This is a genomic window from Phaeodactylibacter xiamenensis (genome assembly GCF_965229835.1).
GTDB lineage: Bacteria > Bacteroidota > Bacteroidia > Chitinophagales > Saprospiraceae > Phaeodactylibacter > Phaeodactylibacter xiamenensis.
The window spans coordinates 4,947,950-4,973,502 of sequence record NZ_OZ245931.1 but is presented as its reverse complement, the minus strand read 5'-3'; the positions used below and the strand labels follow the sequence as shown (position 1 = coordinate 4,973,502).

General features: G+C 51.3%; 21 protein-coding genes. 6 read left to right on the top strand and 15 right to left on the bottom strand.

The features are described 5' to 3' along the window. Positions 1-59: 59 nt before the first annotated feature. The 3 genes from ACO08I_RS18960 to obgE all read left to right on the top strand — a co-directional run bounded on the left by ACO08I_RS18960 (position 60) and on the right by obgE (position 2,613). Entirely contained in the window at positions 60-740 is a 681-nt protein-coding gene (locus ACO08I_RS18960) for a C40 family peptidase (protein WP_282775499.1), read from the top strand. A 217-nt stretch (positions 741-957) separates the two neighbouring features. After that, positions 958-1,530, top strand: coding sequence for an adenylate kinase (locus ACO08I_RS18955; RefSeq protein ID WP_421946770.1), 573 nt, complete (start codon positions 958-960; stop codon positions 1,528-1,530). A 33-nt stretch (positions 1,531-1,563) separates the two neighbouring features. Beyond that, the gene (gene obgE / locus ACO08I_RS18950) at positions 1,564-2,613 is read left to right on the top strand and encodes a GTPase ObgE (protein WP_044219656.1); all 1,050 of its coding nucleotides are present in this window, start codon (positions 1,564-1,566) and stop codon (positions 2,611-2,613) included. Between the two features lie 29 nt (positions 2,614-2,642). Here obgE and ACO08I_RS18945 read toward each other — a convergent pair whose 3' ends face one another. The 3 genes from ACO08I_RS18945 to ACO08I_RS18935 all read right to left on the bottom strand — a co-directional run bounded on the left by ACO08I_RS18945 (position 2,643) and on the right by ACO08I_RS18935 (position 8,651). Continuing rightward, positions 2,643-4,919: a gliding motility-associated C-terminal domain-containing protein gene (locus tag ACO08I_RS18945; protein ID WP_421946769.1), complete on the bottom strand. Its 2,277-nt coding sequence runs from the start codon at positions 4,917-4,919 to the stop codon at positions 2,643-2,645. A 972-nt stretch (positions 4,920-5,891) separates the two neighbouring features. Beyond that, positions 5,892-6,851: a CobW family GTP-binding protein gene (locus ACO08I_RS18940; RefSeq protein ID WP_421946768.1), complete on the bottom strand. Its 960-nt coding sequence runs from the start codon at positions 6,849-6,851 to the stop codon at positions 5,892-5,894. 168 nt (positions 6,852-7,019) lie between these two features. After that, positions 7,020-8,651 (bottom strand): S41 family peptidase, encoded by a 1,632-nt coding sequence (locus ACO08I_RS18935; protein WP_421946767.1) that lies wholly within the window; start codon positions 8,649-8,651, stop codon positions 7,020-7,022. A 275-nt stretch (positions 8,652-8,926) separates the two neighbouring features. Here ACO08I_RS18935 and ACO08I_RS18930 point away from each other — a divergent pair, with 275 nt between their 5' ends. Then, on the top strand, positions 8,927-10,702 hold the full coding sequence (locus ACO08I_RS18930) for a BamA/TamA family outer membrane protein (protein ID WP_421946766.1): 1,776 nt from the start codon (positions 8,927-8,929) through the stop codon (positions 10,700-10,702). Here ACO08I_RS18930 and ACO08I_RS18925 read toward each other — a convergent pair. Genes ACO08I_RS18925 through ACO08I_RS18915 form a run of 3 tightly spaced genes read right to left on the bottom strand, consistent with a single transcriptional unit; the run spans position 10,699 to position 14,085 of the window. Then, complete coding sequence (locus ACO08I_RS18925) at positions 10,699-11,367, bottom strand: rhomboid family intramembrane serine protease (RefSeq protein WP_052515916.1); 669 nt, start codon at positions 11,365-11,367, stop codon at positions 10,699-10,701. The two genes, ACO08I_RS18930 and ACO08I_RS18925, sit on opposite strands and share 4 nt — an antisense overlap. A 36-nt stretch (positions 11,368-11,403) precedes the next feature. Continuing rightward, complete coding sequence (locus tag ACO08I_RS18920; RefSeq protein ID WP_052456742.1) at positions 11,404-11,808, bottom strand: hypothetical protein; 405 nt, start codon at positions 11,806-11,808, stop codon at positions 11,404-11,406. An 18-nt stretch (positions 11,809-11,826) separates the two neighbouring features. Further along, positions 11,827-14,085, bottom strand: coding sequence for a hypothetical protein (locus ACO08I_RS18915; RefSeq protein ID WP_421946765.1), 2,259 nt, complete (start codon positions 14,083-14,085; stop codon positions 11,827-11,829). Positions 14,086-14,193: 108 nt separating this feature from the next. Between ACO08I_RS18915 and ACO08I_RS18910 the strand changes: the two genes are divergently transcribed. Beyond that, the gene (locus ACO08I_RS18910; RefSeq protein ID WP_421946764.1) at positions 14,194-15,282 is read left to right on the top strand and encodes a hypothetical protein; all 1,089 of its coding nucleotides are present in this window, start codon (positions 14,194-14,196) and stop codon (positions 15,280-15,282) included. On the opposite strand, the gene ACO08I_RS18905 is transcribed toward ACO08I_RS18910, so the two are convergent. The 4 genes from ACO08I_RS18905 to ACO08I_RS18890 form a co-directional block, all read right to left on the bottom strand. Beyond that, entirely contained in the window at positions 15,279-15,575 is a 297-nt protein-coding gene (locus ACO08I_RS18905) for an SCP2 sterol-binding domain-containing protein (protein ID WP_282775492.1), read from the bottom strand. The two genes, ACO08I_RS18910 and ACO08I_RS18905, sit on opposite strands and share 4 nt — an antisense overlap. 29 nt (positions 15,576-15,604) lie before the next feature. After that, a complete protein-coding gene (locus ACO08I_RS18900; RefSeq protein ID WP_421946763.1) occupies positions 15,605-16,033 on the bottom strand; it encodes a nucleoside deaminase in 429 nt (142 codons plus the stop codon). Then, on the bottom strand, positions 16,033-17,955 hold the full coding sequence (locus tag ACO08I_RS18895; RefSeq protein WP_421946762.1) for a S9 family peptidase: 1,923 nt from the start codon (positions 17,953-17,955) through the stop codon (positions 16,033-16,035). Before ACO08I_RS18895 ends, ACO08I_RS18900 begins: the two co-directional genes overlap by 1 nt. Before the next feature lie 86 nt (positions 17,956-18,041). Continuing rightward, the gene (locus tag ACO08I_RS18890) at positions 18,042-18,467 is read right to left on the bottom strand and encodes a DUF1801 domain-containing protein (protein WP_282775489.1); all 426 of its coding nucleotides are present in this window, start codon (positions 18,465-18,467) and stop codon (positions 18,042-18,044) included. A 138-nt stretch (positions 18,468-18,605) separates the two neighbouring features. On the opposite strand from ACO08I_RS18890, the gene ACO08I_RS18885 reads away from it, so the two are divergent. Then, positions 18,606-19,220 carry a NifU family protein gene (locus tag ACO08I_RS18885; RefSeq protein WP_044219625.1) on the top strand — a complete coding sequence of 205 codons (615 nt, stop codon included), beginning with the start codon at positions 18,606-18,608 and terminating at the stop codon, positions 19,218-19,220. Positions 19,221-19,312: 92 nt separating this feature from the next. Here the strand turns inward: ACO08I_RS18885 and ACO08I_RS18880 are convergent, their stop codons facing one another. The 5 genes from ACO08I_RS18880 to ACO08I_RS18860 all read right to left on the bottom strand — a co-directional run bounded on the left by ACO08I_RS18880 (position 19,313) and on the right by ACO08I_RS18860 (position 25,524). Continuing rightward, positions 19,313-20,191 (bottom strand): porin family protein, encoded by an 879-nt coding sequence (locus tag ACO08I_RS18880; protein WP_044219622.1) that lies wholly within the window; start codon positions 20,189-20,191, stop codon positions 19,313-19,315. 246 nt (positions 20,192-20,437) lie between these two features. Continuing rightward, positions 20,438-20,881 (bottom strand): GNAT family N-acetyltransferase, encoded by a 444-nt coding sequence (locus ACO08I_RS18875; protein WP_421946761.1) that lies wholly within the window; start codon positions 20,879-20,881, stop codon positions 20,438-20,440. Positions 20,882-20,883: 2 nt separating this feature from the next. Further along, positions 20,884-21,663, bottom strand: a complete 780-nt coding sequence (locus tag ACO08I_RS18870; protein WP_044219617.1) for an exodeoxyribonuclease III — start codon at positions 21,661-21,663, stop codon at positions 20,884-20,886. Positions 21,664-22,233: 570 nt separating this feature from the next. Beyond that, on the bottom strand, positions 22,234-24,288 hold the full coding sequence (locus ACO08I_RS18865; protein ID WP_282775487.1) for an OmpA family protein: 2,055 nt from the start codon (positions 24,286-24,288) through the stop codon (positions 22,234-22,236). Between the two features lie 249 nt (positions 24,289-24,537). Continuing rightward, positions 24,538-25,524 carry a PorP/SprF family type IX secretion system membrane protein gene (locus ACO08I_RS18860; protein ID WP_282775486.1) on the bottom strand — a complete coding sequence of 329 codons (987 nt, stop codon included), beginning with the start codon at positions 25,522-25,524 and terminating at the stop codon, positions 24,538-24,540. Between the last annotated feature and the right edge of the window lie 29 nt (positions 25,525-25,553).

Here is a 25,553-nt window from a genome sequence, read left to right as displayed (position 1 = left end):
TGAATTCAGGAGTACATCCAAATTTTATCTATAGACAAGATTTTACAACGCAAGCAACAATGTATCAATTGCTCCCCCGATTTACGCAGCCTGTACTGGCACTAGCCCTCATGCTCCTAATCAGCTCCTGCGGCCTGTTCACCACCGAGTACAACTACAATACTTCCCGGGGCGGGTCGCCTGCTCAGGAACGCCCTCTTTACGAAGAAGAAAACACGCCTCCCGAAGACAGCCGCCCCTCCCGTGAGGACGAAGAGGACCGCGACACCGAATTTGTCTTTGAAGAGGAAGATGACCCGGAGCCCCCTCTTGATGAACCTGCTGAGGACCCTGACCTCCCGGAAACAGAAGAGGCGCTATTGCGGAAAGAGGCTGTCGACTATGCCAAGACCTTTCTCGGCACCAAGTATAAACTGGGCGGCACCTCGCCAAAGAGTGGCTTTGACTGCTCGGGTTTTACCTCCTATGTCATGAAGCAGGTAGACATTGCCCTGTCGCGCACCTCTCAGGCACAGGAAAATAACGGCAAAAAAGTACGCCTGAAAAACGTACAGCCCGGTGATCTGATATTTTACCGCCGTACCCCTCTGGGCAAAGTCTTCCATGTATCTATGGTCGTCGCCAATAAAGAAGATGGGATTTACGTCATTCACAGTACCTCCCGGGGCGTGGTCATTGATAATGTCACCAAATCGAGTTACTGGTCACCAAAAATTTCCTCTGCCCGGAGTGTTTTTTAGGTAATGCCTGAACAGAACTGCTTGTACGAAATCCAAGGGTAAGGCCATATGAAAGTCAAAGCCCTTTGAATGAAGTCACTCCTCCTAAGTTTCTTAGCATTTTCGTATTTTGCCCGTTGCGATTCCGGCAGTGTGAAACTGCCATTTTATCAAAACAAACATGCCTTTCGGCAAGCTTCAGCTCCCAAAAGGCAAAAAACCAAAAATGTTACTACACATGATCAATCTGATACTCTTTGGCCCTCCGGGCTCAGGCAAAGGGACACAGGCTTCTAAACTGGTTGAAAAGTATAGCCTGCTGCATATCTCCACCGGTGACCTTTTCCGCTACGAAATGGGCAATGATACCCCACTCGGCAAAGAAGCCAAAAGCTATATCGAAAAAGGGGAGCTTGTACCGGATAGCGTTACGGTGGGCATGCTACGCAATAAGGTAGAGGCCAATCCCGATGTGGCCGGTTACATTTTCGATGGCTTCCCACGCACCACGCCACAGGCTGAAGCCCTGGACGAGCTGCTGAGCGAAAAAGACCAGGCTGTTTCGTCTCTCATTATGCTCGATGTGCCAGACGAGGAGCTGGTTAAGCGCCTCCTGGAGCGGGGCAAAACCTCCGGGCGTAAAGACGATGCCGATGAAAACATCATCCGCAACCGCATTGATGTCTACAAAAGCGAGACCACTCCGGTATTCGACTACTACGCTTCCAAGGGCAAAGCGGTAAAGGTGCACGGCGTAGGCAGCATAGAGGAAATCTTCGGCCGTTTGTGTGCGGAGATTGACAAGCTATAAAATGCCTACATTTGCCCTAACCAAATTTTAAACATGTCCGGAAACTTCGTCGATTACGTAAAGATTTGCTGCCGATCTGGAAAAGGTGGCGCGGGCTCTGCACACCTGCACCGAAGCAAAGCCACCCCAAAAGGCGGCCCTGACGGTGGTGACGGTGGCCGGGGCGGGCACATCATCCTGCGGGGCAACAGCAACGTGTGGACCCTGCTGGCCCTGAAATACCGCAAGCATGTTATCGCCGGAAGCGGTGGCAACGGCGGCCGCAATCACATGTTCGGCGCAGATGGTGAAGACATCATTCTGGAAGTGCCCCTGGGTACTGTAGCCAGAGATGCAGAAACCGGCGAGGTGGAGTTTGAAATCACCAAACACGACGAAGAACGCGTTTTGCTCAGCGGTGGCCGGGGCGGGCTGGGCAACAGCCACTTCAAATCCGCAACCAACCAAACCCCACGCTATGCACAGCCCGGCGAACCAGGGCAGGAGTCCTGGAAAATCCTGGAGCTAAAGACGCTCGCGGATGTAGGCCTCGTTGGCTTCCCGAATGCGGGCAAGTCTACCTTGCTGTCCGTGATCACAGCGGCGAAACCGAAAATCGCCAACTACGCCTTCACCACCCTCGTACCTAACCTGGGCATTGTTTCTTACCGTGATGGCCGCTCCTTCGTCATGGCCGACATACCGGGCATTATTGAGAATGCCCATCAGGGTAAAGGGCTGGGCTTCCGCTTTCTGCGCCACATTGAGCGCAATGCGACGCTGCTCTTTATGATTCCCTGCGATACGGAAAACATCCGAAAGGAATACAATATCCTCCTCAATGAGCTCCAACAGTACAATGAGGAACTGATGCACAAGCCCCGCGTCCTGGCCATCACCAAAAGCGATATGCTCGACGAGGAACTGAAGGAAATGCTCAAATCAGAGCTGCCAAAGGACTTGCCCACGCTCTTTATTTCCTCCGTTGCCCAGCAGGGCCTGCAGGAACTGAAGGACTTGCTCTGGACTACCATCTCTGAGTATAAGGCTATTGATCAGGCGCGGGAGGAAGATCATTTTCAGGGTTGGGGGGAGGAGGAATGATTAAAAATCCTTCTTTGCCCAATGACCTTCTACCGCAGCAGCAACACCTCCCCCTGCACTTGCTCAACCCTGCCATTTGGCAGCCTTACCTCTAGCATCCAGACGTAAACGCCAGCCGGGGCGCTTTCGCCCCTGACCTGCCCGTCCCAAAAGAGGCGCCCGTCTTCCAAAGGCAGATTGCTGCGCTCAAAAACCAGACTGCCCCAGCGGCCAAACACCCGGAACTGTGCCGCCTCAATGCCCGGACGTGCTGGCAGGGGCCCAAAGGTATCGTTGCGGCCGTCCCCATTAGGTGAAAAAGCATTGGGCAGGTAGTAAGCAGAAGATGGCAAGACGGTGACTTGCACCTCATCCATCGCCGTGCAGCCCAGGCTATCTGTGGCTAAAAGCTGGTACACTTGGGTAGCCATCAGCTCTACATCGGTGGACAAACAAGTTGGGCAGCTTAATCCCTCTTCGGGGAGCCATTGCACCATTGCTGCACTGCTACTGCCCGACAGCGTGACCGGCTGCCCCGGCAACACTTCCTGATCTGCTCCTGCGCTTACCATCACAGGTGGCGCTACAGCAAGTTCAAGACAGGTAAGAGAATCACAGCCAGCCACCGTATTGTAAGTCATACAAACGCTTGTATCCTGCTCCCACACCTGCCCTTCCCAGCTAAACGTATCCCCCACACAAATATCAGCCTGCAAACTGCTCCGGACTGTATCTGAGAAGTACAAATGCAGCTCATACAGCGAATCACATCCCTCAACACTGCTGTAAACCCCTTGCAGCAAGGTATCCGAAAGGACAGGTTCCCCTTCCCAAAAGAAAGGCTCCCCGGCGCAGCGGCGCAGGGTGTCGGTGACTGCTATCGGTGACTCAGGCTGCTCAATAACCGCTGTCGAAGAGAAAGTACAGCCTGCCGCATCTGTGGCCGTAACGCTGTAAGTGCCCGCAGGCAGACCGGTAACTGTTGCACCCAACCCGACAGGCTGCCAGTTGTACGCATACGGTGGCAAACCACCGGAAGGCATCGCTTCCAGCACACCGGTGCTGTCCCCAAAGCAGACAACATCCGTAGTTTCCAGCAGCAAGCCCGAGAAATCCGAATAAGCGATTGTTATCGTATCTGAACTGGTGCAGCCTTCGCTGTTGCTGGCTTGCAGGGCATAATCTCCTGCCTGTGCCACCGTGAAGGACGGACCGTTGCTGCCATCCTGCCACTGTTCCACCTGAAGGCCAGCCGGGGCTTCCAGCAGCAAGGTATTGCCCTGGCATAAGGCCGTGTCTGCACCCAGGCTGAACACCGGCGGGGGAAGCAAGCTGACCGTAGCTACCGCAGTATCACCAGGGCAGCCAGGCGCACCAGACTGAATGTAAAAATAAGTGCCCGGCGCATCTGCTGCCGGATCGAAACTGCCACTGCCCGGTTGCCATTGCCCACCGGGAGCCGGGCTGCCGCCGAGCTGAGCAAATAAGTCTACCGGGGCACTGCCCGGACAGAGGGCCACCGCTGCATCTTCTCCCGCTGAAGGCGGATATGGGAAAATGGGGAGGTATGCAAAGGCAGTATCGCTCACATTGCCTGCCGCATAAGCAACCACTCTGATTTCCCGGGTGCCCTCCGGTGGAAGGCCGGGGCCTCCGTAGGTGTACTGGGCTGCACCCAGCACGGCCTCCCAGGCAGGAAGTGAAGGCCGGCCCTGTTGGGGCAGGAAGCGCAGCTGGGCGCTGCCACTGCCAAGCACTACAATGCTATCAGTGCCGGTACTGGCCAGTTGCTCATCCATGCCGCCAGGGCCCGACAGCGTAACCCGGATAGAATCTATAAACCCAATCTCGGAGAGCAGCTCCAGGCTTGGCGGCAGGATGGGCTGTGGCGCCCCCGTACAAGCCGTGTCGGCCTGATAGGCGCTGCCTGGGGATGCACTACCTATTGGGTTAACTTCCAGCGCGCAGGGCGGGGGGAGGGATTCTTCTAGAGTCCATAGGCTCGCAATACGAAAATCAGTAACACATGTCAATTCAAGGGTCTGTGTTTCAAAGTGGACCTCATATATATTATCAACAGATTGAACTATCGCATCAGTCACAAAAGTCCGGCTATTTTGGCAATCCACGGGTACGGTGCCCAAGCCATTGGAAAAGGGCTCCAGGACTGGATGTGGAAAAAGCAATTGGCTATTGGACAAATCATTGGTGTCTATCTGATAAAAACCGCCTCCCCAGGTACTGGCCACTAACTGCCCATTGATCACTGTCAAAGCAGATGGCGCCAAAAGGGGGTTATTATCTGCTTCAAAATTCGAATTTAACAACTCTTTTTCGCCAGTTTTTAAATTATATTTTCCTAGTGCTGTCGCTGGATCAATAAAAATTGCAAATAATGTTTCCCCCATAACCTCCAACCCTGATATGCCTGGACCAGATTGCCCCGGCTCTAAAACGACCCCGAAATCCGTAAGATACCCCAAATTACCTGTCTCTAAATTAACCTTGTATATAGTATCCGACAATACAGTGTAAAGGTTCGTATCCCGATCAAATGTACAGCTTCCGAGTCGGCGTTCCGGCTCTACGACATGAACCGTATCACAGGTTGTTAGATCAATAATTCCAACATGGTTATTTGGGGAGTTATTTCCAGCAGGCGGCGCATAGAAGTACAACTCCTGAGCCGAAACGGAAAGTGAAACTAGGGCAATGCCAAGCAGCAATAGAAGTTTAGAATGCGCCATGGGATTAGGATTTGGGAATAGGAAGAAAGCTCAGCTCTCTACAAAGAGAAAGCTGAGCTATGTTTTGGTTCTAGAAACAGAACTACTTACGGATGAGCTTACCGGAAGTCGTAGCAGAAGGGGTCTCCACCCGGTAGAAATAGACGCCGGGCTGCCATTGTGGGCTATGATCTGATGCTCTACTAAAGGCTGAAGCTGCTGCTGATGGATCAACTGCCCCGCAGCGTTAAATACGCGGAGTTGACCTACTTTACGTAGTTTTTCAACTATACTTTCCACCATAACGACAACCTGGTCGGTACAAGTCTGAGCGAATATCATAACACTAGAGAAGAGAAGAGAAGAGAAGAGAAAATTTCTTCATGGCGTTTGGTTTGTCATACCCCGAAGGTACTTTCCGGGATACAGATTTAAGTAAATAACGCTATAGCAGAGATGCGAAAAACGCTTGTATATTTCAATTGCAAATATAACTACTTTCCAGGCAGCAGCATACGCCAAATATCCATTTTGTCTGAAAACCGCCAAATTTCCTCCTCTGCAGGAGAATAGTCACCGCGCCACCCCCTGCCGCAACAACCGTTCAATCGCCTCCTTCTTCAGGCCTTTCCCAATCACCACTAAGGTGGAAGGGCTATCCGTTGAAAGCGGTGCAGCTGCCGGTGTGATTTGCAGCGCCTTGCCGGTGGACTGTAGCAGATAGCTTTGACCATCTTCCTTACTCTTTACCACACCCTTAATGCGGTAAATCTGCTTGGCGTAGAGCATCAGGCTTACGGTCAGTACGTGCCGGAGCTGGTTGAGGTCAAAGGGCTGGTCGAAAGTATGAGTAGTCGAGGAAATATCAGACTGCTGAAGATGGCCCGTTGCTTTGGGTTTTGCAGCAGCCGTTACGCTGGCGGGTAGTTGGAAAGCCATGCGGGAACGCCGGGTTTCCAGCCAGGAAACGGGGATTTTACCGTCTTCACTGGGCACTACCGGCGCAAAAGGATTGAGCTGGCGGAGCAAATCACGGGCTTCTGCAATTTGCTCCTCCGTGGCTTCCTGCATTTTATTCAGCACCAGAAGATCGGCGGCGGTAATTTGACGGCTGACTTCTTCGGCTTCCCTAAGGCGCTGGGCAACATTGGTCGCATCCACCACACCGATGACCTGAGCCAGCTCGTAGCGCTGACTGATATCCCGGCGCAAAAAGACACCCGCCAGACTGCCGCTATCGGCTACGCCGGTCGCTTCGATAAAGAGATGGTCGGGCACAGGATTTTCGTTGATAAGCTCGGTGAGCACATCAAACAGCTCATCGTCAAGTGAGCAGCAGATGCAGCCGTTGCTGATCTCATAAACATCGCTGGAATACTGCCGGACTAACCCGCCATCGATGGACACCTGCCCGAACTCATTCTCAATGACCACATTATTCTGTCCGTTTAATTGTTGCAACAGCGCATTGAGCAGGGTCGTCTTGCCCGCGCCCAAAAAGCCGGTGAGAATGGTGACCTGTATCTTTTTCATGCACTTAAGGTATTAATTCCACATAGACTCCGGGAAGTGAAACGGCCTTTTTCATAAAGACTATGGTATATACAACATGCTGAGCGCCCCTTTCGGACCTGTCCGAAACAGAAGCAGGCAAGCGCTTGATGAATTGCACTTGCCCACTTTGTTTTTTAACCGGCCGGTCTACTGGCCACTCAAAATTGAGTTGTACCGCGCCGTATCATTAAGTAGCGCAATGGCTTCCTCAATTTCCTTATCGTTGCGCAGCCCCATTTTGATTTTGCCTTTCTGATAGTAAAAGCGGCTGGCTACATCTTTCTCAATGAGGTCAATAATAACCTCCTGATTCTTTTGCAAAGCATCTTTTTTGCTGGCTTTGATGTCCTGCTGCAGGGCGGCGATTTCTTCGGTCAGGTCATAGCCGTCTTTTTGACTCGCTTTCTGAAGTTTTTTGAGCAGTTTTTCGCTCTCTGTATCGTATTGGAAAGCCTGCGCATCAAGGTAATCGACAAAAGCCTGGAAATCATCGAAGCGATAGTCTTCTACTGAATCAATGCTGTCCACCCCTGAAAAATAGGCTGTGACGAAATCAAAAATCAAGTGTTGATCAATCAGGCTTTTGACGATGGAGGCATCGGTGAATTTGTCTACCACCACATCCGGCTTCACCCCACCGCCATCAAGTACGGTACGCCCGTTACGGGTGGTGAATGGCGTACGGCGGTCATCAGGGATATCCACAGGCTCGCCATCTTCATACTCCACACTTTGGATGCAGCGGCCACTTGGGATGTAATACTTAGCGGTGGTGAGTTTGAGCTTGGAATTGTAGCCGATATCGCGGGTATTTTGTACCAGCCCCTTTCCATAACTCCGCTGCCCCATGAGCACGCCCCGGTCATAATCCTGAAGCACGCCGCTCACAATTTCTGAAGCAGAAGCAGAACGGTCGTTGATCAGGACAACCACAGGGATTTCTTCATCTGTGGAATTGCCCATAGTGCTAAAGGTACGGTCCCACTCTTTGACCTTGCCTTTGGTGGTCACCACCACTTCTCCGCGGGGGATGAACACGTTGGAGACATTGACCGCCTCAGTGAGCAAACCGCCGCCGTTGCCGCGCAAGTCAAAGACTACGCCCTTCATATTGGGGTTTTCCGCTTCGAGCGCTTTGAGCGCACTGCCCACATTTTTGCCAGCATTTCGGGTAAAAGTAGTCAAGGCCACATAACCAATGTCATCATTGAGCATGCCATAATAAGGCACGTTCTCCACTTCCACTTCCGTGCGTGTAATGCTCACTTTAAATTGCGCTGCCTCACCAGGACGTTGGATTTCCAATTCAACCTCCGTGCCAGGGAAACCGCGCAGGATGTTATTGACCTGCTCCGGCGTTTTGCCCACTGCATCTTTGCCATCGATGGAAATGATGCGGTCACCCGGCTTCAGGCCAGCCTGATCTGCAGCCTGATCTTCGTATAACTCAACGATCGTAACGAAGCTGTCAATTTGCTGGCTGATAGCGCCAATACCGTTGTATTTGCCTTCCGTCATGAACCGGTACCCTTCAATTTCCGACTCGGATATGTAGTTGGTGAAAGGGTCAAGCGACTCCATCATGGCGTCGATCCCGGTGCGCATGAGTTGCCCCGGGTCCACATCGTCCACGTAGTAGGTATTGATTTCTTTGTAGAGATTGGTGAAAATCTCCAGGTTTTTCAGAATCTCAAAGTACTTGTTGCGGGGTGACATCGTAGCCGACATACCGATAACGACGATCCCTACTATAGCACTAATTTTTAGAATACGTTTCATATGCATGATTTTGTCCATCCCTGAGGGGGGACCGGGTGTTGTGAACTTACCGGTGTGGCCGGGCCGAATGCCTTGGATCCTGTTTCAATACCATAGCCTTTGCCATCAAATGTGTACGGCGGAATCCACCAGGTAAGCAATATATGTTTTCAATAACGTTATTTGATGCCAATCGTATGCGGTAAAAACCTGCTTTTTTGTTAAAAAGCCAATAAAACCGAATGTAGAACGTGTTTTAGGCGATCAGCTATTAAAAAAGCGACGAACTTTAATAAATGTTTAAGAACCTCCTTTGGCCGTTAATTTTGTTGGTGCCCGTGTTGACGCACGCGCAGTACCGCCTGCAATGGCTGGCCACGGACACCACGCAGGCATTCGTGGAGGAGGTTTTCTCTGAAACGGTGTCCACCTGGCCAGACACCGTTGCCCTGAAAGCGGGCCTCGCCGAAAATATACGCACGCTGCACGCCATGGCATTCGCTGAAGCCTCGGTGGACCGGCTTACACGCAAAGACAGCATCTTTTTCGCTACGCTGCACGTAGGCCCGCACTACCGGTGGATTGCACTATCAAACGGCAACATCTCTTCGGCGATCCTCGATGGGGCCGGATTTCGGGAACGGCTTTACCGCAACAAGCCTTTTCGCTACGATCAACTGCGCAAGCTGCAGGAGAAGCTGCTCGACTATGCCGAAAATCATGGCTATCCCTTTGCCAAAGTATGGCTCGACAGCATTCTGATCAATAAAGGGCGGGTAGCGGCTCAGCTGATGATGGACCGGGGGCCGCTCATTCTTGTGAAAGAGCTGGACCTGCGCGGCAATGCAAAAATTAGTCAGGTTTACATGGAGAACTACCTGGGTATCGCTCCGGGCCGGCCCTACAACAATCAGCAGGTCCGGCAAATCCGCAACCGCGTACAGGAACTGCCTTTTCTTACCCTGGCAGAGGACCCCACGGTCACCTTCATCGAACAGGAAGCGACGATACAGTTGCCTTTGGAGAAAAAACGGGCGAGCCGGTTCGACTTTGTCCTCGGCGTACTCCCTCAGAACGAAGCCGGCCGGCAACTCAATGACCGCACCGTGCTCGTGACAGGTACCTTCAAAGGGGAACTGCAAAATCAGTTTGGACAGGGCGAGCGCATCTATGCTTCTTTCGAGCAGCTAAGGCCGGAGACGCAGGAACTGGAGCTGGAGTTCAACTATCCTTTTGTACTGGGGCTGCCGTTTGGTGTAGACTTTAGCTTTGATTTGTACAAACGCGACACCTCTTATCTCGACCTGGAGTCGGACCTGGGCATACAGTACCTGTTTGAAGGGGGCAACTACCTGAAGGTATTCTGGAACAACCGCTCTTCCACCCTGCTTACTGTAGATGAGGCCCGGCTGCAACTGCAGGAGCGCCTGCCCCAAAACCTGGATGTCAGCAATGCCTACTTTGGGCTGGAATACGCGCTGCAGGACCTCGACTACCGCTTCAATCCCCGAAAGGGCTGGTCTGTAAGGCTGAGAGGAGGTGCTGGGGTAAAGCGCATTGAACGCAACAACCGCATTCTGGAACTAGGCTACGGTGAGCTGTACGATACCCTTGAGCTGCGCAGTTTTCAGTACAAGTTTAGCGGACAGATAGAAGGCTACCTGCCTTTATTCAACCGCAGCACCCTGCTCGGGCGGCTGCGCGGCGGGGCGGTTTTCTCAGAAGCGCCGGTGTACTTCAATGAGCAATTCCGCATTGGGGGCAACCAAATCCTGCGTGGCTTTGACGAGGAATCCATTTTCGCAACCCGCTACGCGTTATCCACTGTGGAATACCGGCTGCTGATTGGGCAAAATTCTTACCTCTATGCTTTTGGGGACGTGGCTTATGTGGAAGATGTGACGCCCGTGAAGGACGTGACCGACTGGCCCTATGGCTTTGGAGCAGGTATTTCTTTCGAGACCAGTGCAGGCGTTTTTGGCGTAAGCCTGGCGTATGGCAAGCAACTAGGCAACCCCATTGACTTTAGCGCACCCAAGGTCCATTTTGGGTATGTGAGCCTGTTCAATTAAGCATACGTTTCCTCCGCCTCCTTCACCCGCTCCATGGGGTAAGCAAGCCGGAAGTACAAACCTGCTGCAAAACCAAAAACAAAACCGCCAATGTGCGCCCACCATGCGGTGCCACCCCCTTCAGCCCCTACCTGCAGTGATGCCCAGCCACTACTCCACTGCATCCAAATCCAGATTCCCAAAAACAGGAATGCCGGGACCCGAAAGATCAGAAAGAAGAACCAAAGCTTCACGCGGGAGGCCGGAAACATAACCATATAAGCGCCCATTACGGCAGAGATCGCCCCACTTGCGCCTACCGTTGGCACCACACTACCCGGATTGAAGTAGATGTGGGCGGCATGGGCAGCCATTCCTCCCAGGAGGTAGAACAACACGAATCGGACGTTGCCAATCGTGGCCTCGATATTGTCTGCAAACACCCAAAGGAAAAGCATATTGCCCAAAATATGACCGAACCCGCCGTGCATAAACATACTCGTCAGCAAGGTGAACAGGTTACGGCCCGACTCAATCTCCGCGGGCACTGCCGCATATTGATCAATCAGCATACCCGGGCTCGTGAGCTGAAAATAAAAGGCGATAACATTAAGGACGATAAACAAATAACTGAACAGCGGGAAATGCCCGCCTTTTACCTGATCATCGCCAATGGGAAAAAGCATAAATTATGGTTTGTTATGCGGCTGTTGGCAGTGGATTTATATCGCCTCCACAATGAAGGTCACCACGTATTCCTCCGGCTGTATGGATTGCCCTGCCACCGGATAGGGCGTAACTTCCGACAAGCGGTAAATGTACCCGCCCATACTTTTGCTGGCCAGCTCCGGCTTGCCCTCCCGAAGGGTCAGGTCAAGCGTTTGCCGGTCGCCGTTGCCAAGTGCCAGTTGCACAACCGCCTGCCCTTCCCACACACAATTGGTGTATTCCGGGCAGCGGGAGTCTTCCTTGACCGCAATTAATTGAATAGGGGTATCCTGGCATTCCACAGTGCCCCCAATTTGCAGCTTGATGGGTTCGCCCATTGGGCAGCCCGTCAGATCGTCGCTGCATTTGGCAGCTGCCAGCGCTATAGCCAGCAGTGGCAATAGGTATTTGATTTTCATGCTTCCTGTTTTCAAAAATTAACGATTGGCATAAGCCCTGAAGTACAGGCACTCGTCAATTATCTGCTGATAAAAATCTGTGCCGGCATAGTTCTGTACCAATAACTCAAAGTTCTCAAAGCTCTGCACGGCATCCGGCCGCCAGCGGTTGACGTAGTACTCGTTGCGCTCGCACTTGGCCGCCATAAAGGTAGCCTTGGCAGCTAACTCAAGGCTATCGGTAGCCAACCGTGCCCTTTCAAAGTAAAGCCGCGCTCTGGAACAGTCAAAATTTTCCTGATTACCGTACGGAAAAATCGGATGAGGGGTCACATTATCGCCATCCCGGAGGTAAGCGGTTTCCAGGCTCGCTCCGCTGCGGTAAAAATCCATGGCCTTCCAGGCTTGCCCAAAGTAGGACATATTATAAAGCGCCAAACCGATCTCATAGTTCAGTACACCTACATTACCAGTGCCTGCTTTGGCTTCATATTCTTTGGTCAGCAGCTCTTCGATGAGCTCTCCTTTGTTGTATAACGGGACGTTGGACGGCAGCGGGCACCGTATGCAATCCCGGATACGTTCCACAAAGGGGTTGTAGAGCCCGTAATTGTCCCAGTCTACCCGCTCCATGCGCTTGAGGGTCTCAATAGCTGCCTCAAATTTGTACTCTGACATCAGGTAGCTGGCCTTAATATTCAGGAGCATTTGCTGAATGGTACTGTCGCCATCGGCAATGATTTGTTCTTCCAGTTTGGAGGGGTTGGCTTTTCGGGTGACAGCCAACAGGTTTTCGATCAACTCAGGCTTGATATTGGGCTTCAGGTGCTGAGGCGGGTGCTGCATCAGGAAGGCCTTGCCGGGCTGCCCGTTCTCTTCGTATAATTCAGTGAGGCGGTCGCGGAAGAAGTCCTTGAAGTCTTCAAAGACCTCATAGGCTTCATTGGTCTCCTGCAAGCCTACAATTTTGTTCTCAATTTCGTGATTGATATCGTCGAGCGCGTTGATGTACAGGGCCAGCTCAAAGGCATCAAGCTGCTGCTGCAGAATGGGCGGCAGGTCCATGTCCCGGGCTTCGTAAAAGGACTTACGGGCATCGTAAAAACTGCCGGATAGCATGGAGAGGTAGCCTTGTGCGATTTTCCAAAGCCCGGGCCTGGTGATCACGCCTTCTTTGAGCACCTGCGTCACGAATTGCTCCAACCGGATAATCCGCTGACCCGCATCGGCAACCGGAACGCCATAGTAAAACTTGTTCTGCCGCCGCTGATTGTTGAAGGACAGCCCGAGCAGGTTGCGCTCCAGTTTCAGCATCTCCTGTATGAGAAACATCGGTAGATAGGGGCTGTCGGGATCGCGCTGATAGATTTCCTTCATTTCCACCTGCAGCTTGCTGTTCGGGAAGCTGGCGCGGATGGCAAAAAGGGTGGCCTCTTCTTCGGGCGTCTTGCATTTCGCCAGAATAGCCGCCCATTCCTCGTCGTTTTTTACCGAGAAGCTGCGGTAGGCAGATTCGCGTTTGCTGGGGCATCGGTCGAACAAGCGGGAATAAATGTACGCCGCCTCCACGCGCTGTCCCAGAGCGAGCAGTGCGCCCGCCCGGTGGCCTTCTATCCAGTCCTCGATGATACTGGGATCATTATCGATTTTGGGCATCAGGTCATCGTAGAGGGACAGGACTTTTTCGTATTGCTTGCTGTAGTGGGCCAGGCGGATAACCTGATAGGCGTACCGGAGGCGGATGTAATGGGACTTGGTTTGCAGGAGTTGATCCACCCCATAGGTAATCCAGTCGTCCATCTCCTGGTAACGCAGCTGTGGATTTTCCCAAGGGCTGCGGCGGGTGGCGTAGTACTCACAATTTTTGGCGAAAGCCAGGTAGGTGACTGTCTCCTCGCACTGATGGCTTTTGAGGTATTTGGCGAAAGCGTTGTTGGTCAGCTTGTAGGGCAATGGCGCCCGCTTGCTTTTTACGGCCGTGACCAGGCTTTCGAAATCCGAGCGGGAAGATTGGTAGATCACATCGCCAATATCCTGCACGGTATGCAAGTCACAAAAGCGCTCCTGCCATTCTTCAAGATTCCCTTTGACTTGCGGATCGCCCTGCTGACGGGCGTAGTCCTCCAGTTCCTTAAGGCTGACAAACAGGCGGGCCCCTGGCACTGCGGGGCTGATGAGGTTGGTGTTGATGAAACTATACCCCTGAAAAGGCGGCCGGTTGTCGCTGCATCCTTGCCCATTGAGTAAATCCAATGGGCTCAAAACCACCAGGAAGATAACAAACGTAAGCTTACGCATACTGAATATTTCGTGAAGGACCTGACCGGGCTGGCACTGTACATGCCACTACCCATTAACAAGAAATGAAAAAAATGCTTACATTAATCCAATATCCTTCGTAAAACTATGCTTACCGATCCACTTTACAATTATTCCATTACACTACTGGTTATCCTGATTACCGGAGGGACAGCGCTGCTGCTCTCCCGGCAGCGCATTCAGGCCTACCGGGCCAGCCGGTTGCTGACCCTATTATTGCTTAGTGTCCTGTTGCAGGCGGTTCTGCCCCTGGTCAAAGCCCCTATTGCCCAATCGTTAATGGATGGGCTGCTCCTGGCTATTGCCCCGCTTTTCCTGTTGCACCTGCGCAGCCTGCTTGGGGACTGGCTCAGCAAAGGTCGGGATGGCTATCACTTCACGGCTTTCGCGGTTTGGAGTGTCGTGAGCCTTTTCCCTGCCCAGGGGGCTGTCCATCAAACCTCCTGGTATGCGCTGTTTCCGGAGCTCTTTATGCTCACCTACCTGGGGGGTAGCTACCTGTATCTGCAAGGCCGGGTCGAAAGCCTGGTTCAAATTCGAAGCCGTATCCCGATGGGCAAAATCCGCTGGGCAAAAATATCACTGATCCTTCTGGGGCTTTTCGCCTTATGCAGGGCGGCAGCAGATGTACTGACCATTCAGGCGGCTGCAGAAAGCCACCCCCTGTTCTTTGCTTTGGCACAAGGCATGACCGTGCTCGTTGCCATAGGGCTTGCCGGGATTGGGCTGACCCTGGAGCGGCCGGTGGTCCCGGTAGACCTTCAGGAGGAAGCGTTCCTCTTGCTTATTGCAGACCGCAGCGATCCGGAACCTGAAGACATTCGCGAGAATGCCACGCTTTTCAAGACGCTAGACGCCACCATGCAGTCGGAGAAATACTTTTTTGATGACGATCTGCGACTGAATCAGCTGGCCGAACTGATGCACCAACCGCCCCTGGCTATTTCCCGGGCGATCCACCACGTAGGCGGACAAACCTTCTTCGACTACGTCAACGGCTACCGGGCACTAAGCGCACAGGTACTCATTGATGATCCGGAAAAGCAGCTTACCCTGGATGAGGTACACAGAGCCAGCAATATTGAATCCCGCATGGTCTTCAATACCACCTTTAAACGGCTGACCGGGTCGGCGCCCACCGCTTACTACAAGCTCAATAATGGCGCAACAGACTAGGAAATCAGCGACGGCAGCTTCATTGCCAGCCCCATATCGCCTTTGATTTTCACTTTACCGGTCATTACGGCAGACATAGCGTTGATATCTCCCTTTCGGATCCCGTCAAGCGTCTCAATGCTGGTGGTAATCACGCAATCGGCGGCTTTGTCTTCATTCGTCACCTGGGCTTGTTCGCCGGTCAGGTCGATGTGGACGATGCCCTGGTCAAAGACAAACTTAATGGATTTGCCCAGGCTGGGCGCTTTGGCAGCTGTTTTGCTGAACTGTTCTGTAATGGTTTCTAGTGTCATAACCTGATTTTGGAGGCAATATAGTGAATTCATTTGTGGAAAAGCGCCACACAGTCTTCCTGCAGCACACCGCCTTCCACCTTAATGTCATACCAGGCTTTTTCTGCAATCTCCCGGCAGTAGATTTTCACCTGATGGCCGTGGGCAGCGGCATCATCGATGGTGGCGCCGAAGTAGATCTTAGAGACTCCCGCCCAAACCGCCGCCATGGCACACATGGGGCAGGGCTCGCAGGTAGAGAACAGGATGCTGCCGGTGGTTGAGATGCCCAGCTTCCGTGCCTGCCGGATAGCGTTGACTTCTGCATGAGCGGTTGGGTCGGCATCGGCTTTGACGCTATTAGCGACGATGACTTTTCCACCGGTTTCAGGCTGTAGGAGCACTGCACCGTATGGAGTACCTGCTGACTCAGCTTTCTGAATAGCAGCCTGCATGTAGTAAGCCTTAAGGTCTTTCATTACTTCATATGTTTTGCCAGGAAGCCCAGCATAGCTTTGTAAAACTCAAATCGGTTTTCCTCATTGGAGAAGCCATGCCCTTCGTTGTACTTCACCATATAGGGCACGTCGATCCCCCGCTCCCGCAGGGATTGGACGATCTGGTCCGATTCATCAATATTTACGCGGGGATCATTAGCCCCCTGCACCACGAAGAGCGGGGTTTTGATCTGATCGATATGAAAGACCGGGGAGCCGGCATGCAGGCGGTCTTTGTCTTCTTCGGGATGGCCCACCATTTCGTACAGCATATCCAGGTAAGGCTTCCAGTAGGGCGGGATGGTCTCCATAAAGGTGAAGAGGTTCGAAACCCCTACGTAGTCTACCGCACAGGCGTAGAGGCCCGGCGTAAAAGCAATACCAGCCAAGGTAGCGTAGCCCCCATAGCTCGCTCCGTAAATGGCCACGCGTTTGGGGTCCGCCACACCAGAATCGATCAGCCACTTTACCCCATCGGTAATGTCATTTTGCATATCGTGACCCCACTGCTTGAAGCCCTTCATCCAGAAAGCCTTGCCATATCCGGTACTGCCACGGTAGTTGGGTTGAAAAACCGCATATCCCCGGCTGGCCAGCAGCTGCACCTCCGGGTTGTACCCCCAGCTGTCACGCACCCAGGGCCCGCCATGTGGATTGATGACTACCGGCATTTTCTCCCCTTCCTTATTTTTGGGCACTGTCAGGTAGCCATGTACTTCTTCTCCGTCCCGGGTTTTGTAGGACACCGGCTTCATAGGCGCCATATCTGCCTCATCCAGCCATGGGCTGACCTCCGTTATCTTCCGGATGCTGTCCTGCTGCAAATCGTAAAAGTAGTAAGCGCCCAGTGACCGGTCGCTGAAGGTACGGACCATGTATTTGTCTTCCGCCCGGTTGCTGCTTACCGCCACCACTTCGTATCCCGGGAGGAGGCTTTCCATGCGCTTTTGCATTTGCCTGCGCTGCTCGTCAAAAAACTCAATCTGCCGCTTCCAGGTGGTGTACACGGCCCCGAGCAACACTTTACGCTTGCGGGAATACAGCAGGCTTCCAGCGTCTACTTCAGGGTGTGCGAAGACCGGTGGGCCCACTTCTTCTCCCTTTTCAAAGTCAAAACGGATGATCTCGCTGCGGTCCCGGCCAATGTCGCTTACACAATAGACCACGTGGCCATCATCAAAGTCAAAGAACAACGGGCTGAGGCTTTCTTTGAAATTGGTTTTTACAACCGTGCGAAAAGGCTGGTCTTCAGCAGCCCGGTACATGATATGCTGGTTGACACCATTGAGGGTTTTGATGGCGATGCGCAGCCGGCCGGCGTGGTCTGTCATCCAACCGGTAATGGGCTCCTCCGGGTTGTCGTTAGGCGCCAGGCGCTGATAGGCTCCGGTTTGGACATTGAGCCGGTAGGGCTCAAACAGCATAGGATTTTCCTTATTCATACCGATAATCAGCTCATCTTCCTGGTCTTCCAGATCGTCGATGAACTCGATTTTCACATTCTGAAAAGGCGTCAGGTCCCGGGGATTGCCCCCGTCCCGGTCTACGGCAAAGAGCTGAAAGTTCTCATCCCCGCCGCTATCCTTGACATAAACGATGCGGTTATTATTGGCCCAGAAAAAGCCGCCAATATCGCGTTCTGTTTCTTGAGTAATCCGTACCGGTTCGCCGCCCTCTGCCGGGCAGACGAAGACATTTTGCCGTCGTTCGTAAGGGCCGGCATAGGCCAGATAGTCTCCGTTGGGGGACAACTGAAACCCTGTTTGCTCAGGGTTGCGGAAGAAGTCTTCGACCGAATATTTATAATCGCCTTCCTCTCTTCCAATCAGGCGTAGCAGATCCTCAGCCGAGCTGGGCAATGAAGGGTTGCCCGGCAGTTCGTGTTCTTGTTCGAGGTTTGACATAGGTATACAGGGGTAGATTCCTCACAAAGGTAAGAAAAGGTAGCAGAGCGCTGGAAGACGGCAATAAAATCTACTGAACCGGAAGGCTATTCCCGGTCCGGGTACCGCGCCTTCATGTAGGCCACCGATTCCGATATTAATGCTCTGAGAACCAGGGGGTCTATATCCGAAAGGCGTTTGACATACAGGCAGGATTTGCCGGTTTTATATTTACCCAGCTTTTCCATTAAACTTTCGTACCGGCTAAAACCCGACATGATATAGATGGAAAACTGCCGTTTGCGAGGCGAAAAACCGGTGAGGAAAGAAAAGCCCTCGTGCCCGCTGTCGTAGCGGTAGTGGTAACGGCCAAAGCCAATGAGGCTGTTGCCCCACATCACTGCTGCTTCACCGGTAACTTCCTCCATTATTTGAAGTAGCTCGTAACTGTCCGCTCTTTTCTGTTCGTCTTCCAACTGATCCAGGTACTCCTGTACGCTCTGATCCGTTGGCAGGGTTTTTTGTTGTGCCATTCAGGTGATTTTATCCAAAAAATACAGAAAAGGTTAAGAATATGCCCTCTGAATGCGTATAAATTTATTTTTTGTCAAAACCAGCCTTGCCATTATGTGTTATTGTTCGTAGAATAGGTCTAAATAAAGAAAATTACAATGAGCAATCCCGTTACCAAAAGCCCTGTAATGCTATATACCGAGCAGACCCCAAACCCGGAGTCGCTCAAATTCGTGACCAACCGGATGATTTACAAAGGCACTGCCGACTTCCGGGAGGAAGAACTCGCCAAGGAATGGTCTCCACTGGCTACAGAATTGTTTGAGATGCCTTTCGTCAAGGGGGTTTACATCTGCAACAACTTCGTGACCATTACCAAGGAATTCAATTACGACTGGGCAGACATCATGCTTAAAGTCAAAGAGTACCTCAAAGGCTATATTGGGGATGAAAAGCCCATTATCAAGGACGGCTTTGAAGACGCAATGGCTAAGATCGAGGAAGAGCGTGGCGCCAGCTATGACTACACCGAAAACGAGGCTGAGATCGTGAAGAAGATCAAAGATTTGATCGATACGCACGTAAAACCTGCCGTAGAAATGGATGGCGGTAATATCGAATTCAAATCCTGGGATCAGGGCAAGGTTACCTTGGTGATGCAGGGTGCCTGCAGTGGCTGCCCGTCTTCTACCGTAACTCTCAAGCAGGGTATTGAAGGTATGCTGCAGCGTATGATCCCTGAAGTAAAGGAAGTGGTGGCAGAAATGGGCTAAGCCCTTGCTCAGGTACAGCTTCTACTGTAAAAGCGCCCCTATGGATAGGTTTCCACAGAGGCGCTTTTGCTTTTGCCGGAACGTTAATGGAATTACAAACTAAATCCTACGGATACCTGTATGTTTAGGTTCCGGTCGTTATCGTCCCGGGTGACAAACTCATTTGTATCGTTGAGCATCTGCCATGAAATATCCCGACTGGCATTCGTAATATCGCTAATACCATAGTTTAGGCGCAGTCCCAGAAAAAGCCCGCGGTTGATGTAATAGGATACACCACCAACCAACCCCAGGTCTAAGGTTTTGTAAAGGTTTTCATCCGACTCGGCTTCCTGGTAATACGCCCCGAGCGTCTGAGGTATTTCTACCGGCTGATTATCAATATCCCGCCTAAAAACAGCAGTATTTTCTCCTTGCCGGAAAGGCTCATCAAAGTAATTATAGTCAAGGACCAGCAAAAAAGGCACAATAGGGTCGCCCTGCGATGAAGCGCCCGCGAAACGGGTTTCTCCTGAAGCCCGGGATGCTACCAGAAACCCAAGGCTCATGCCAGCACTGATTTCAAATTTATTGAAGCGTGCCACGCCCATCACAGGGATATCAATGTAGGAATTGGTGACTTCAAGGGAAATTTCACGGTTACCAGTGGATACAAATGACTCGCTACCATTAGTTGGCGTGAATATCCAATACGAATTTCCATTATAATTGTACACTCCTCCTTTTTGGGAGTAGAGCAATTCTGCCCGCAAACCGAAAATGTCTGTAAATTGAAGCGTCCCCATAGCCCCCACATGAAAACCATTGGAATACTCAAAAACCTCCAGTTCGGTCCCATCCGCGTTCCTATCCAGCGGACCATTGAAAGTTGTAAAATTGAGCCCTGCCCGAAAGCCACCTGAAAATTCCTGAGCTTTCAACAAAATGGTACTCAACAGCGCTAACACAAAAACTAAGCTAAAGCGAAGCATATCTTTCCAATTTGATGGGCACCGTTTGCAGCGATTAAGGCAAACTACCTGTATCCGCCAATCCCGGCTCGCCCTAATTAACGAATCAGCTCTCCTAAACTAAGAAATGCTACGTTAGCATCTCTATACAGCCTGACGGGAATAGCGCCACGCCAGGCCATTTCTCTTTAGGGTTTTGCGGTTTTCAATACAGTTTAGAGATTTTCAATTGTTTATGAAACCCCACAAAACCTCAAACGGCCTAACTTATTTTATTCCCGTTTCTAAGACCTTTTCCAGCCATATTCGGTTGGTTAGCGGGTCTGCTCTTTTTTCAACAGCTGTAACATAAAAGCCATTGTTCAGGGCAAATATAAGCATCGGCTTTAGGTAGTTGCGGGTTTTAAAGCGGATATGCCTGTATCCATACGCTTTTGCCCAGTTTTCCTGCTCCTGTGCCAGTGCCTGAGCAACACCTTGCCTCCGGTACCTGGGATGCACACCGCCCATCCACGAGTAAAAAGCTCCTTCGCGCTCATAGCCGGCCTTAAAGCCAGCGACATCGCCGCCCGACTTTGCCAACAGCAGCAAATGAGGCACACCAGACAACCGCTTTTCATATTCAGCAGCCGGATAAGGGTTTTTTAATTCCGGGATTTGCCTAGAACACGCTACAGCTTCTTCAACAGTGCAGCTTATGATTTGCAACATTACTATAAATTGTACGTCGCGATAACAGGGCAGTGGTCTGAGTGCACGGCATCTGTCATTTGATAGCAGGCCTCAAGCCTGGAAGCGAAGGCATTGCTTACGGAATGATAGTCCAGCCGCCAGCCTTTGTTATTGGCGCGGGCGTTAGCACGGTATGTCCACCAGCTGTATTCTTCTTTACCGGGGTTCAAATGGCGGAATGCATCTACAAATCCACTCTCCAACCATTTATCCATCCAGGCCCGCTCCTCAGGCAGGAAGCCGGAAGTCTTTTTATTACGTACCGGGTCGTGAATATCTGATTCATTGTGCGCAATATTGTAATCGCCTACAATGACCAGGTTGGGCCTCTCTTTGCGCAACTCCTGCACCCACTTAAAAAAGTCATCGAGGAACTCCATTTTGAAAGCCTGCCGGACATCCCCGGTAGTGCCTGAAGGGAAGTAGCAGTTCAGTAAGGTCAGCTCCCCAAAGTCAGTCCGCAGAATCCGGCCTTCCGCATCGTACTTCTCGATTCCACATCCTTCTGATACCAAATCAGCCGGGCGCCTGCTCAAGGTCGCTACTCCGCTATACCCTTTTTTTTCAGCCGAATGCCAGTAGGCATGACTAAAACCTATTTCCCGAAGTTGGGCCTCTTCCTTTTTCACCTGATCAGGTTGCGCCTTGGTCTCCTGAAGACAGAGCACCTCAACCGGATGTTCAGCAAACCAGTCGGCCATACCTTTACGCATCGCAGCTCTGATGCCATTTACATTATAGGAAGCAATTGTTACAGACATATTGGATCATTTAGCGCAAATATAAAAATTGGCACTGTTTTTGGTCTTTTTTAGCCTAATTCGATCAGGCTTTCTCTATTCACAACAATACACCTGCCCTTTTTTAATTTTTTTTCTCGTTTTACGCAAAAAAAAACGGCACAGAAAAATACAAAAAACTGCCCCACAAACAACGATAAATCACTGATAAACAACGAAATAAAAAAATACAAACTCTTCTTAAACACACAGTAACCACACAGAATGTACTTACAATGCCTGTAGTTATGTAGCACCTTTGTATTGTCAGCAGGGAAAAACAGATACAGAGGACGATTGAAAAAGAAGCTGACGAACCCTGTCACAAGCGACAGGAAAAAGGTTGAATCCCACGAATGCAATTATAATCTCATGAAGATTTTGAGACATCAAAGGATGTTTCAATTTGGTATGTAGATAGCCTCTCAAAGCTCTTTTGGAAACCGGTCCCTCACAGGATCGGTTTTTCTTTTTCTCCTACATTCTACGTGTCTTTTCTGCTTTGGTTGCACGCTATCTTAACAAATTTGATTTTTTCTTCATGTTTTCTGGCTACTTTCCGATAATCGCTACCTCTGTTCGCCGATTCCGGGCGTGCATACTTTCCGTACAAGGCACGCTTCCACCAGTCCCGTCACAATCGCAGTCCACCACCGGATTAAGCTCGCCGTAACCAAGTGCCAGAATTCTGTCTCTTTTGATACCTAGCTGCACCAAAAAATCACGAGCCGCTTCTGCCCGCCTGAGCGAAAGTTTTCGGTTGTACTCTTCTCCACCAACACAGTCCGTATACGCCCTTAGCTCGACCCTCATCCCAGGGTTTTCCCTCATCAGTTTAGCCAGATGCCGCAGGTCTGCTGCAGCTTCCTCCAGGATTTCTGCCGAGGCAAACTCAAATTGCAGATTATCCAGTAAAAACCGGCTGCCCACCTCAACCGCGCTTCGGTCGCCAAGACTTGGTGCCGGGGTATCTTCATAAGAGCCTGATTGAGGGAAGCCGCCACTCCGGGGGACAACCGGCAATGGCTTAAGCGCGAGGGAGGCGCCAAGCGAGCGGTTACCACGGCGGTTAACGGTTTGCACATAAGTGGTGTCGTTCTCAAAACCTACAAGGCTACCCACTATTATAAAACGAAAACCATCAGGCAGGCAATACTTAAAAACGCCTCTCTCATCCGAACTGATTGTTACCCGCCGCTGCTCCTCCTGATTGAAAATCAGAATAGTCGCTCCTGCAATCGGAGCTCTTGTCTCTACATTTTTCACCTCCCCTTCCAGGGTGATACAGTCATCTCTTTTCAAGGGTATGCCTACCGGCCTGTTAAACCGGTTGTCCGATGGCATGTAGTATTCTTCTGCTGCGAAAAACCCCCGCTTCTCCACCTTAATCCTGTACTCTTTGGACACATCAAGCATGATGTAGGCTTTACCTTCGCTGTTGGTCACTTCATCCGGTTCCTCCAGGTCTTCACTCCGCTGATCAATCTGAGCCTGCCCGTCTCTGCCCATACCTATACTTGCGCGAGGCAAACGCAAGTACTGAATGTTCCCAGTGCTGCCGATTACCCGCTCATAAATTTTTATTTCTGCCCCGGATACAGGGCGGCGCCCTTCTTCTGTAAACACGTCAATCGTAGTTGTTTTGAAGTCGGGAAAGACCACTCCCTGAATGCCTTCGGGAGCATCGAAGCTATAAATATCATCTCTACCCACTCCGCCTTCACGATTAGAAGAAAAATACCCGCTTTTGCCTTCTTCATCCAGAATCAGGCCAAAGTCATCCGCATCTGTATTAAAGGGCTCTCCCAGGTTGACGACTTCTGCCCAGGAACCATCGCCTTTGCCTTCAACCATATAAAGATCATAGCCTCCATAGCCCTTCTTGTAGCCATCTGAGGTAAAAAAAAGTGTCCCGGACTGATGTAAAAAAGGGAAAAACTCGTGCCCGGGCGTGTTAATCCGTCCTCCCAGGTTCATTGGAGGCGACCATCCCCCGTCCATTTTAAGAGACACATAGAGGTCATACCCCCCCTTGCCTCCCGGCCGGTTGGAGGAAAAGATCATAAAAGTGCCGTCATGCGACAGTGTGGGGTGCATGCAGTTATAGGTATCGCTGTTGAATGGAAGGGGCCTGATCTGCTCCCAGTCCAGAAACCCGAAAGTTGCTTCGTATATCTTCATCCGGATTTTGCCATCAGCCGCTACGGGCTCAACCCCATTTGTAGTGTTGTTGCGTGTAAAGTAAACCTTGTTGGCCTTCAAATCAAACGTAGACTGCCCTTCGTGTTGCGCGGAATTGAGGTTGATGGAAAAAGGCTTTGGAGAACGAAGGCTACCGTTTGGGCCGATAGGCGCAAAGTAGAAATCAAAGAAGGATTCGCCGGTAGCGGGGTCTTTAGGGCCGGCGTGGCGGGCAGAACAAAATACCAGCGTATCTCCATAAAAGGAAGGTGAGAAGTCCGACGCTGTGGAATTGATAGCAGTCTCGTTGTAAATACTAACCCTTTGGTTAGGTTGTGCAACCGAGCGCAGATTTACAGTTGCGGGGTCCTGAGCCTGCATACCAAATGCAAAGCCAAGCAGCAATAGAGGCAGATAGAATCTCATATAGGGCGTCTTGTTGTGAAGGAACGCCTGGAGACGTTCCTAAATACCATTGTCCAGCAAGGTATCAGGTTTTCTCATCATATAATCAGAGACACCAAATAGTGCACCCGTCCAAAGGGCAGTGCCAATGATTCAAAGATTACCACAAGTTAGCTATTATCCACCATAAAGTAAACCTTCTGCCACAATCCTTAAAGAGCGCCCGGGCTTAACAAAGCTCTAGTGGCTCAAGTCCTAAATCCTTGACACCTAGTAAAAACGCTTGTTACTGCCATTGCTGTTAAAAAAGCGCGGGTTATCATAGGTGGCGCCTTTCCCGCTTTTGCCACCGAAAAAGTGGTGGATGAAAAGCTCCGCACTGCCATCGTTATAGTCCTGCAGGTCAGAAAGGGTGAAGTCATAGGAGGCTCCAACCATCCACTTGTCCCCGATCCGGGTGGAAAAAAGGCCAGACACAGATTCCCCAATGCTGTTTTCTTTATTGCCTCCCGTCCGGTAGGATGCCCCTGCGGTAAACTGCTCGAAAAACGTGAAAGAAAGGTTGATATCGGCATCGAAAGGTGCTCCCTCCACATATTTCAACAGGAAATTGGGCTGCATAACGATATCATTATCCATCAGGCGCACATTGAAGCCCGTCATTAAATACCAGTGCCGGTCTTCCTTGGAGATCGTACCCTCGTCATCTGACAGGTCAATGCTCGACTGCAGAAAGCGGGGTATGGAGAAGCCAACGTAAAAATCGTTGCTATTGTAGTAAATCCCTCCTCCGAAATTAGGTGTTACCCGGCTCTGAAACCCTGTCGGGATGGCATTATCGATCTCGACCGGCTGATTGGCCCGAAGCTCGCCAAGGCTTGCTTGTATCAAACGGATAGAAGCAGAAATACCAATGCCGAAGTACCCATTCCCTAAACGGAAACGGTAGGCGTAGTCGCCCTCCAGGGTGTAGCGGTCCATGATACCAATACTACTGCGCACGAGACTGCCCCCGATACCCACTTTGGCATTGAGCGCAGAATTGAAGGTGATTAATTGCGCTTCCGGAGCACCCTCTATTCCAATCCACTGCTGCCGGGCCATTGCAGTGAGGCGGGAGCTGCCAGTCGATCCCGCATAAGCTGGATTGAAGGCCAGCTTATTGTGCATAAACTGGGTAAAATGGTCTTCTTGCTGCGCCTCTGCCATAACAGCAAGCAGCAGGAAAAATATAGTGGTCAGGTAGTAGTTTTTCATAAATACTTATTTGGGATTTTGCCCCGGCA

Bases quoted from the DNA above. Each gene is read 5' to 3' on its own strand.
- ACO08I_RS18905 (WP_282775492.1), bottom strand. From the start codon at position 15,575: ATGACACTAGAAACCATTACAGAACAGTTCAGCAAAACAGCTGCCAAA.
- ACO08I_RS18930 (WP_421946766.1), top strand. From the start codon at position 8,927: ATGTTTAAGAACCTCCTTTGGCCGTTAATTTTGTTGGTGCCCGTGTTG.
- obgE (WP_044219656.1), top strand. From the start codon at position 1,564: ATGTCCGGAAACTTCGTCGATTACGTAAAGATTTGCTGCCGATCTGGA.
- ACO08I_RS18910 (WP_421946764.1), top strand. From the start codon at position 14,194: ATGCTTACCGATCCACTTTACAATTATTCCATTACACTACTGGTTATC.
- ACO08I_RS18890 (WP_282775489.1), bottom strand. From the start codon at position 18,467: ATGGCACAACAAAAAACCCTGCCAACGGATCAGAGCGTACAGGAGTAC.
- ACO08I_RS18960 (WP_282775499.1), top strand. From the start codon at position 60: ATGTATCAATTGCTCCCCCGATTTACGCAGCCTGTACTGGCACTAGCC.
- ACO08I_RS18880 (WP_044219622.1), bottom strand. From the start codon at position 20,191: ATGCTTCGCTTTAGCTTAGTTTTTGTGTTAGCGCTGTTGAGTACCATT.
- ACO08I_RS18865 (WP_282775487.1), bottom strand. From the start codon at position 24,288: ATGAGATTCTATCTGCCTCTATTGCTGCTTGGCTTTGCATTTGGTATG.
- ACO08I_RS18860 (WP_282775486.1), bottom strand. From the start codon at position 25,524: ATGAAAAACTACTACCTGACCACTATATTTTTCCTGCTGCTTGCTGTT.
- ACO08I_RS18870 (WP_044219617.1), bottom strand. From the start codon at position 21,663: ATGTCTGTAACAATTGCTTCCTATAATGTAAATGGCATCAGAGCTGCG.
- ACO08I_RS18915 (WP_421946765.1), bottom strand. From the start codon at position 14,085: ATGCGTAAGCTTACGTTTGTTATCTTCCTGGTGGTTTTGAGCCCATTG.
- ACO08I_RS18955 (WP_421946770.1), top strand. From the start codon at position 958: ATGATCAATCTGATACTCTTTGGCCCTCCGGGCTCAGGCAAAGGGACA.
- ACO08I_RS18935 (WP_421946767.1), bottom strand. From the start codon at position 8,651: ATGAAACGTATTCTAAAAATTAGTGCTATAGTAGGGATCGTCGTTATC.
- ACO08I_RS18885 (WP_044219625.1), top strand. From the start codon at position 18,606: ATGAGCAATCCCGTTACCAAAAGCCCTGTAATGCTATATACCGAGCAG.
- ACO08I_RS18940 (WP_421946768.1), bottom strand. From the start codon at position 6,851: ATGAAAAAGATACAGGTCACCATTCTCACCGGCTTTTTGGGCGCGGGC.
- ACO08I_RS18925 (WP_052515916.1), bottom strand. From the start codon at position 11,367: ATGCTTTTTCCCATTGGCGATGATCAGGTAAAAGGCGGGCATTTCCCG.
- ACO08I_RS18900 (WP_421946763.1), bottom strand. From the start codon at position 16,033: ATGAAAGACCTTAAGGCTTACTACATGCAGGCTGCTATTCAGAAAGCT.
- ACO08I_RS18920 (WP_052456742.1), bottom strand. From the start codon at position 11,808: ATGAAAATCAAATACCTATTGCCACTGCTGGCTATAGCGCTGGCAGCT.
- ACO08I_RS18875 (WP_421946761.1), bottom strand. From the start codon at position 20,881: ATGTTGCAAATCATAAGCTGCACTGTTGAAGAAGCTGTAGCGTGTTCT.
- ACO08I_RS18895 (WP_421946762.1), bottom strand. From the start codon at position 17,955: ATGTCAAACCTCGAACAAGAACACGAACTGCCGGGCAACCCTTCATTG.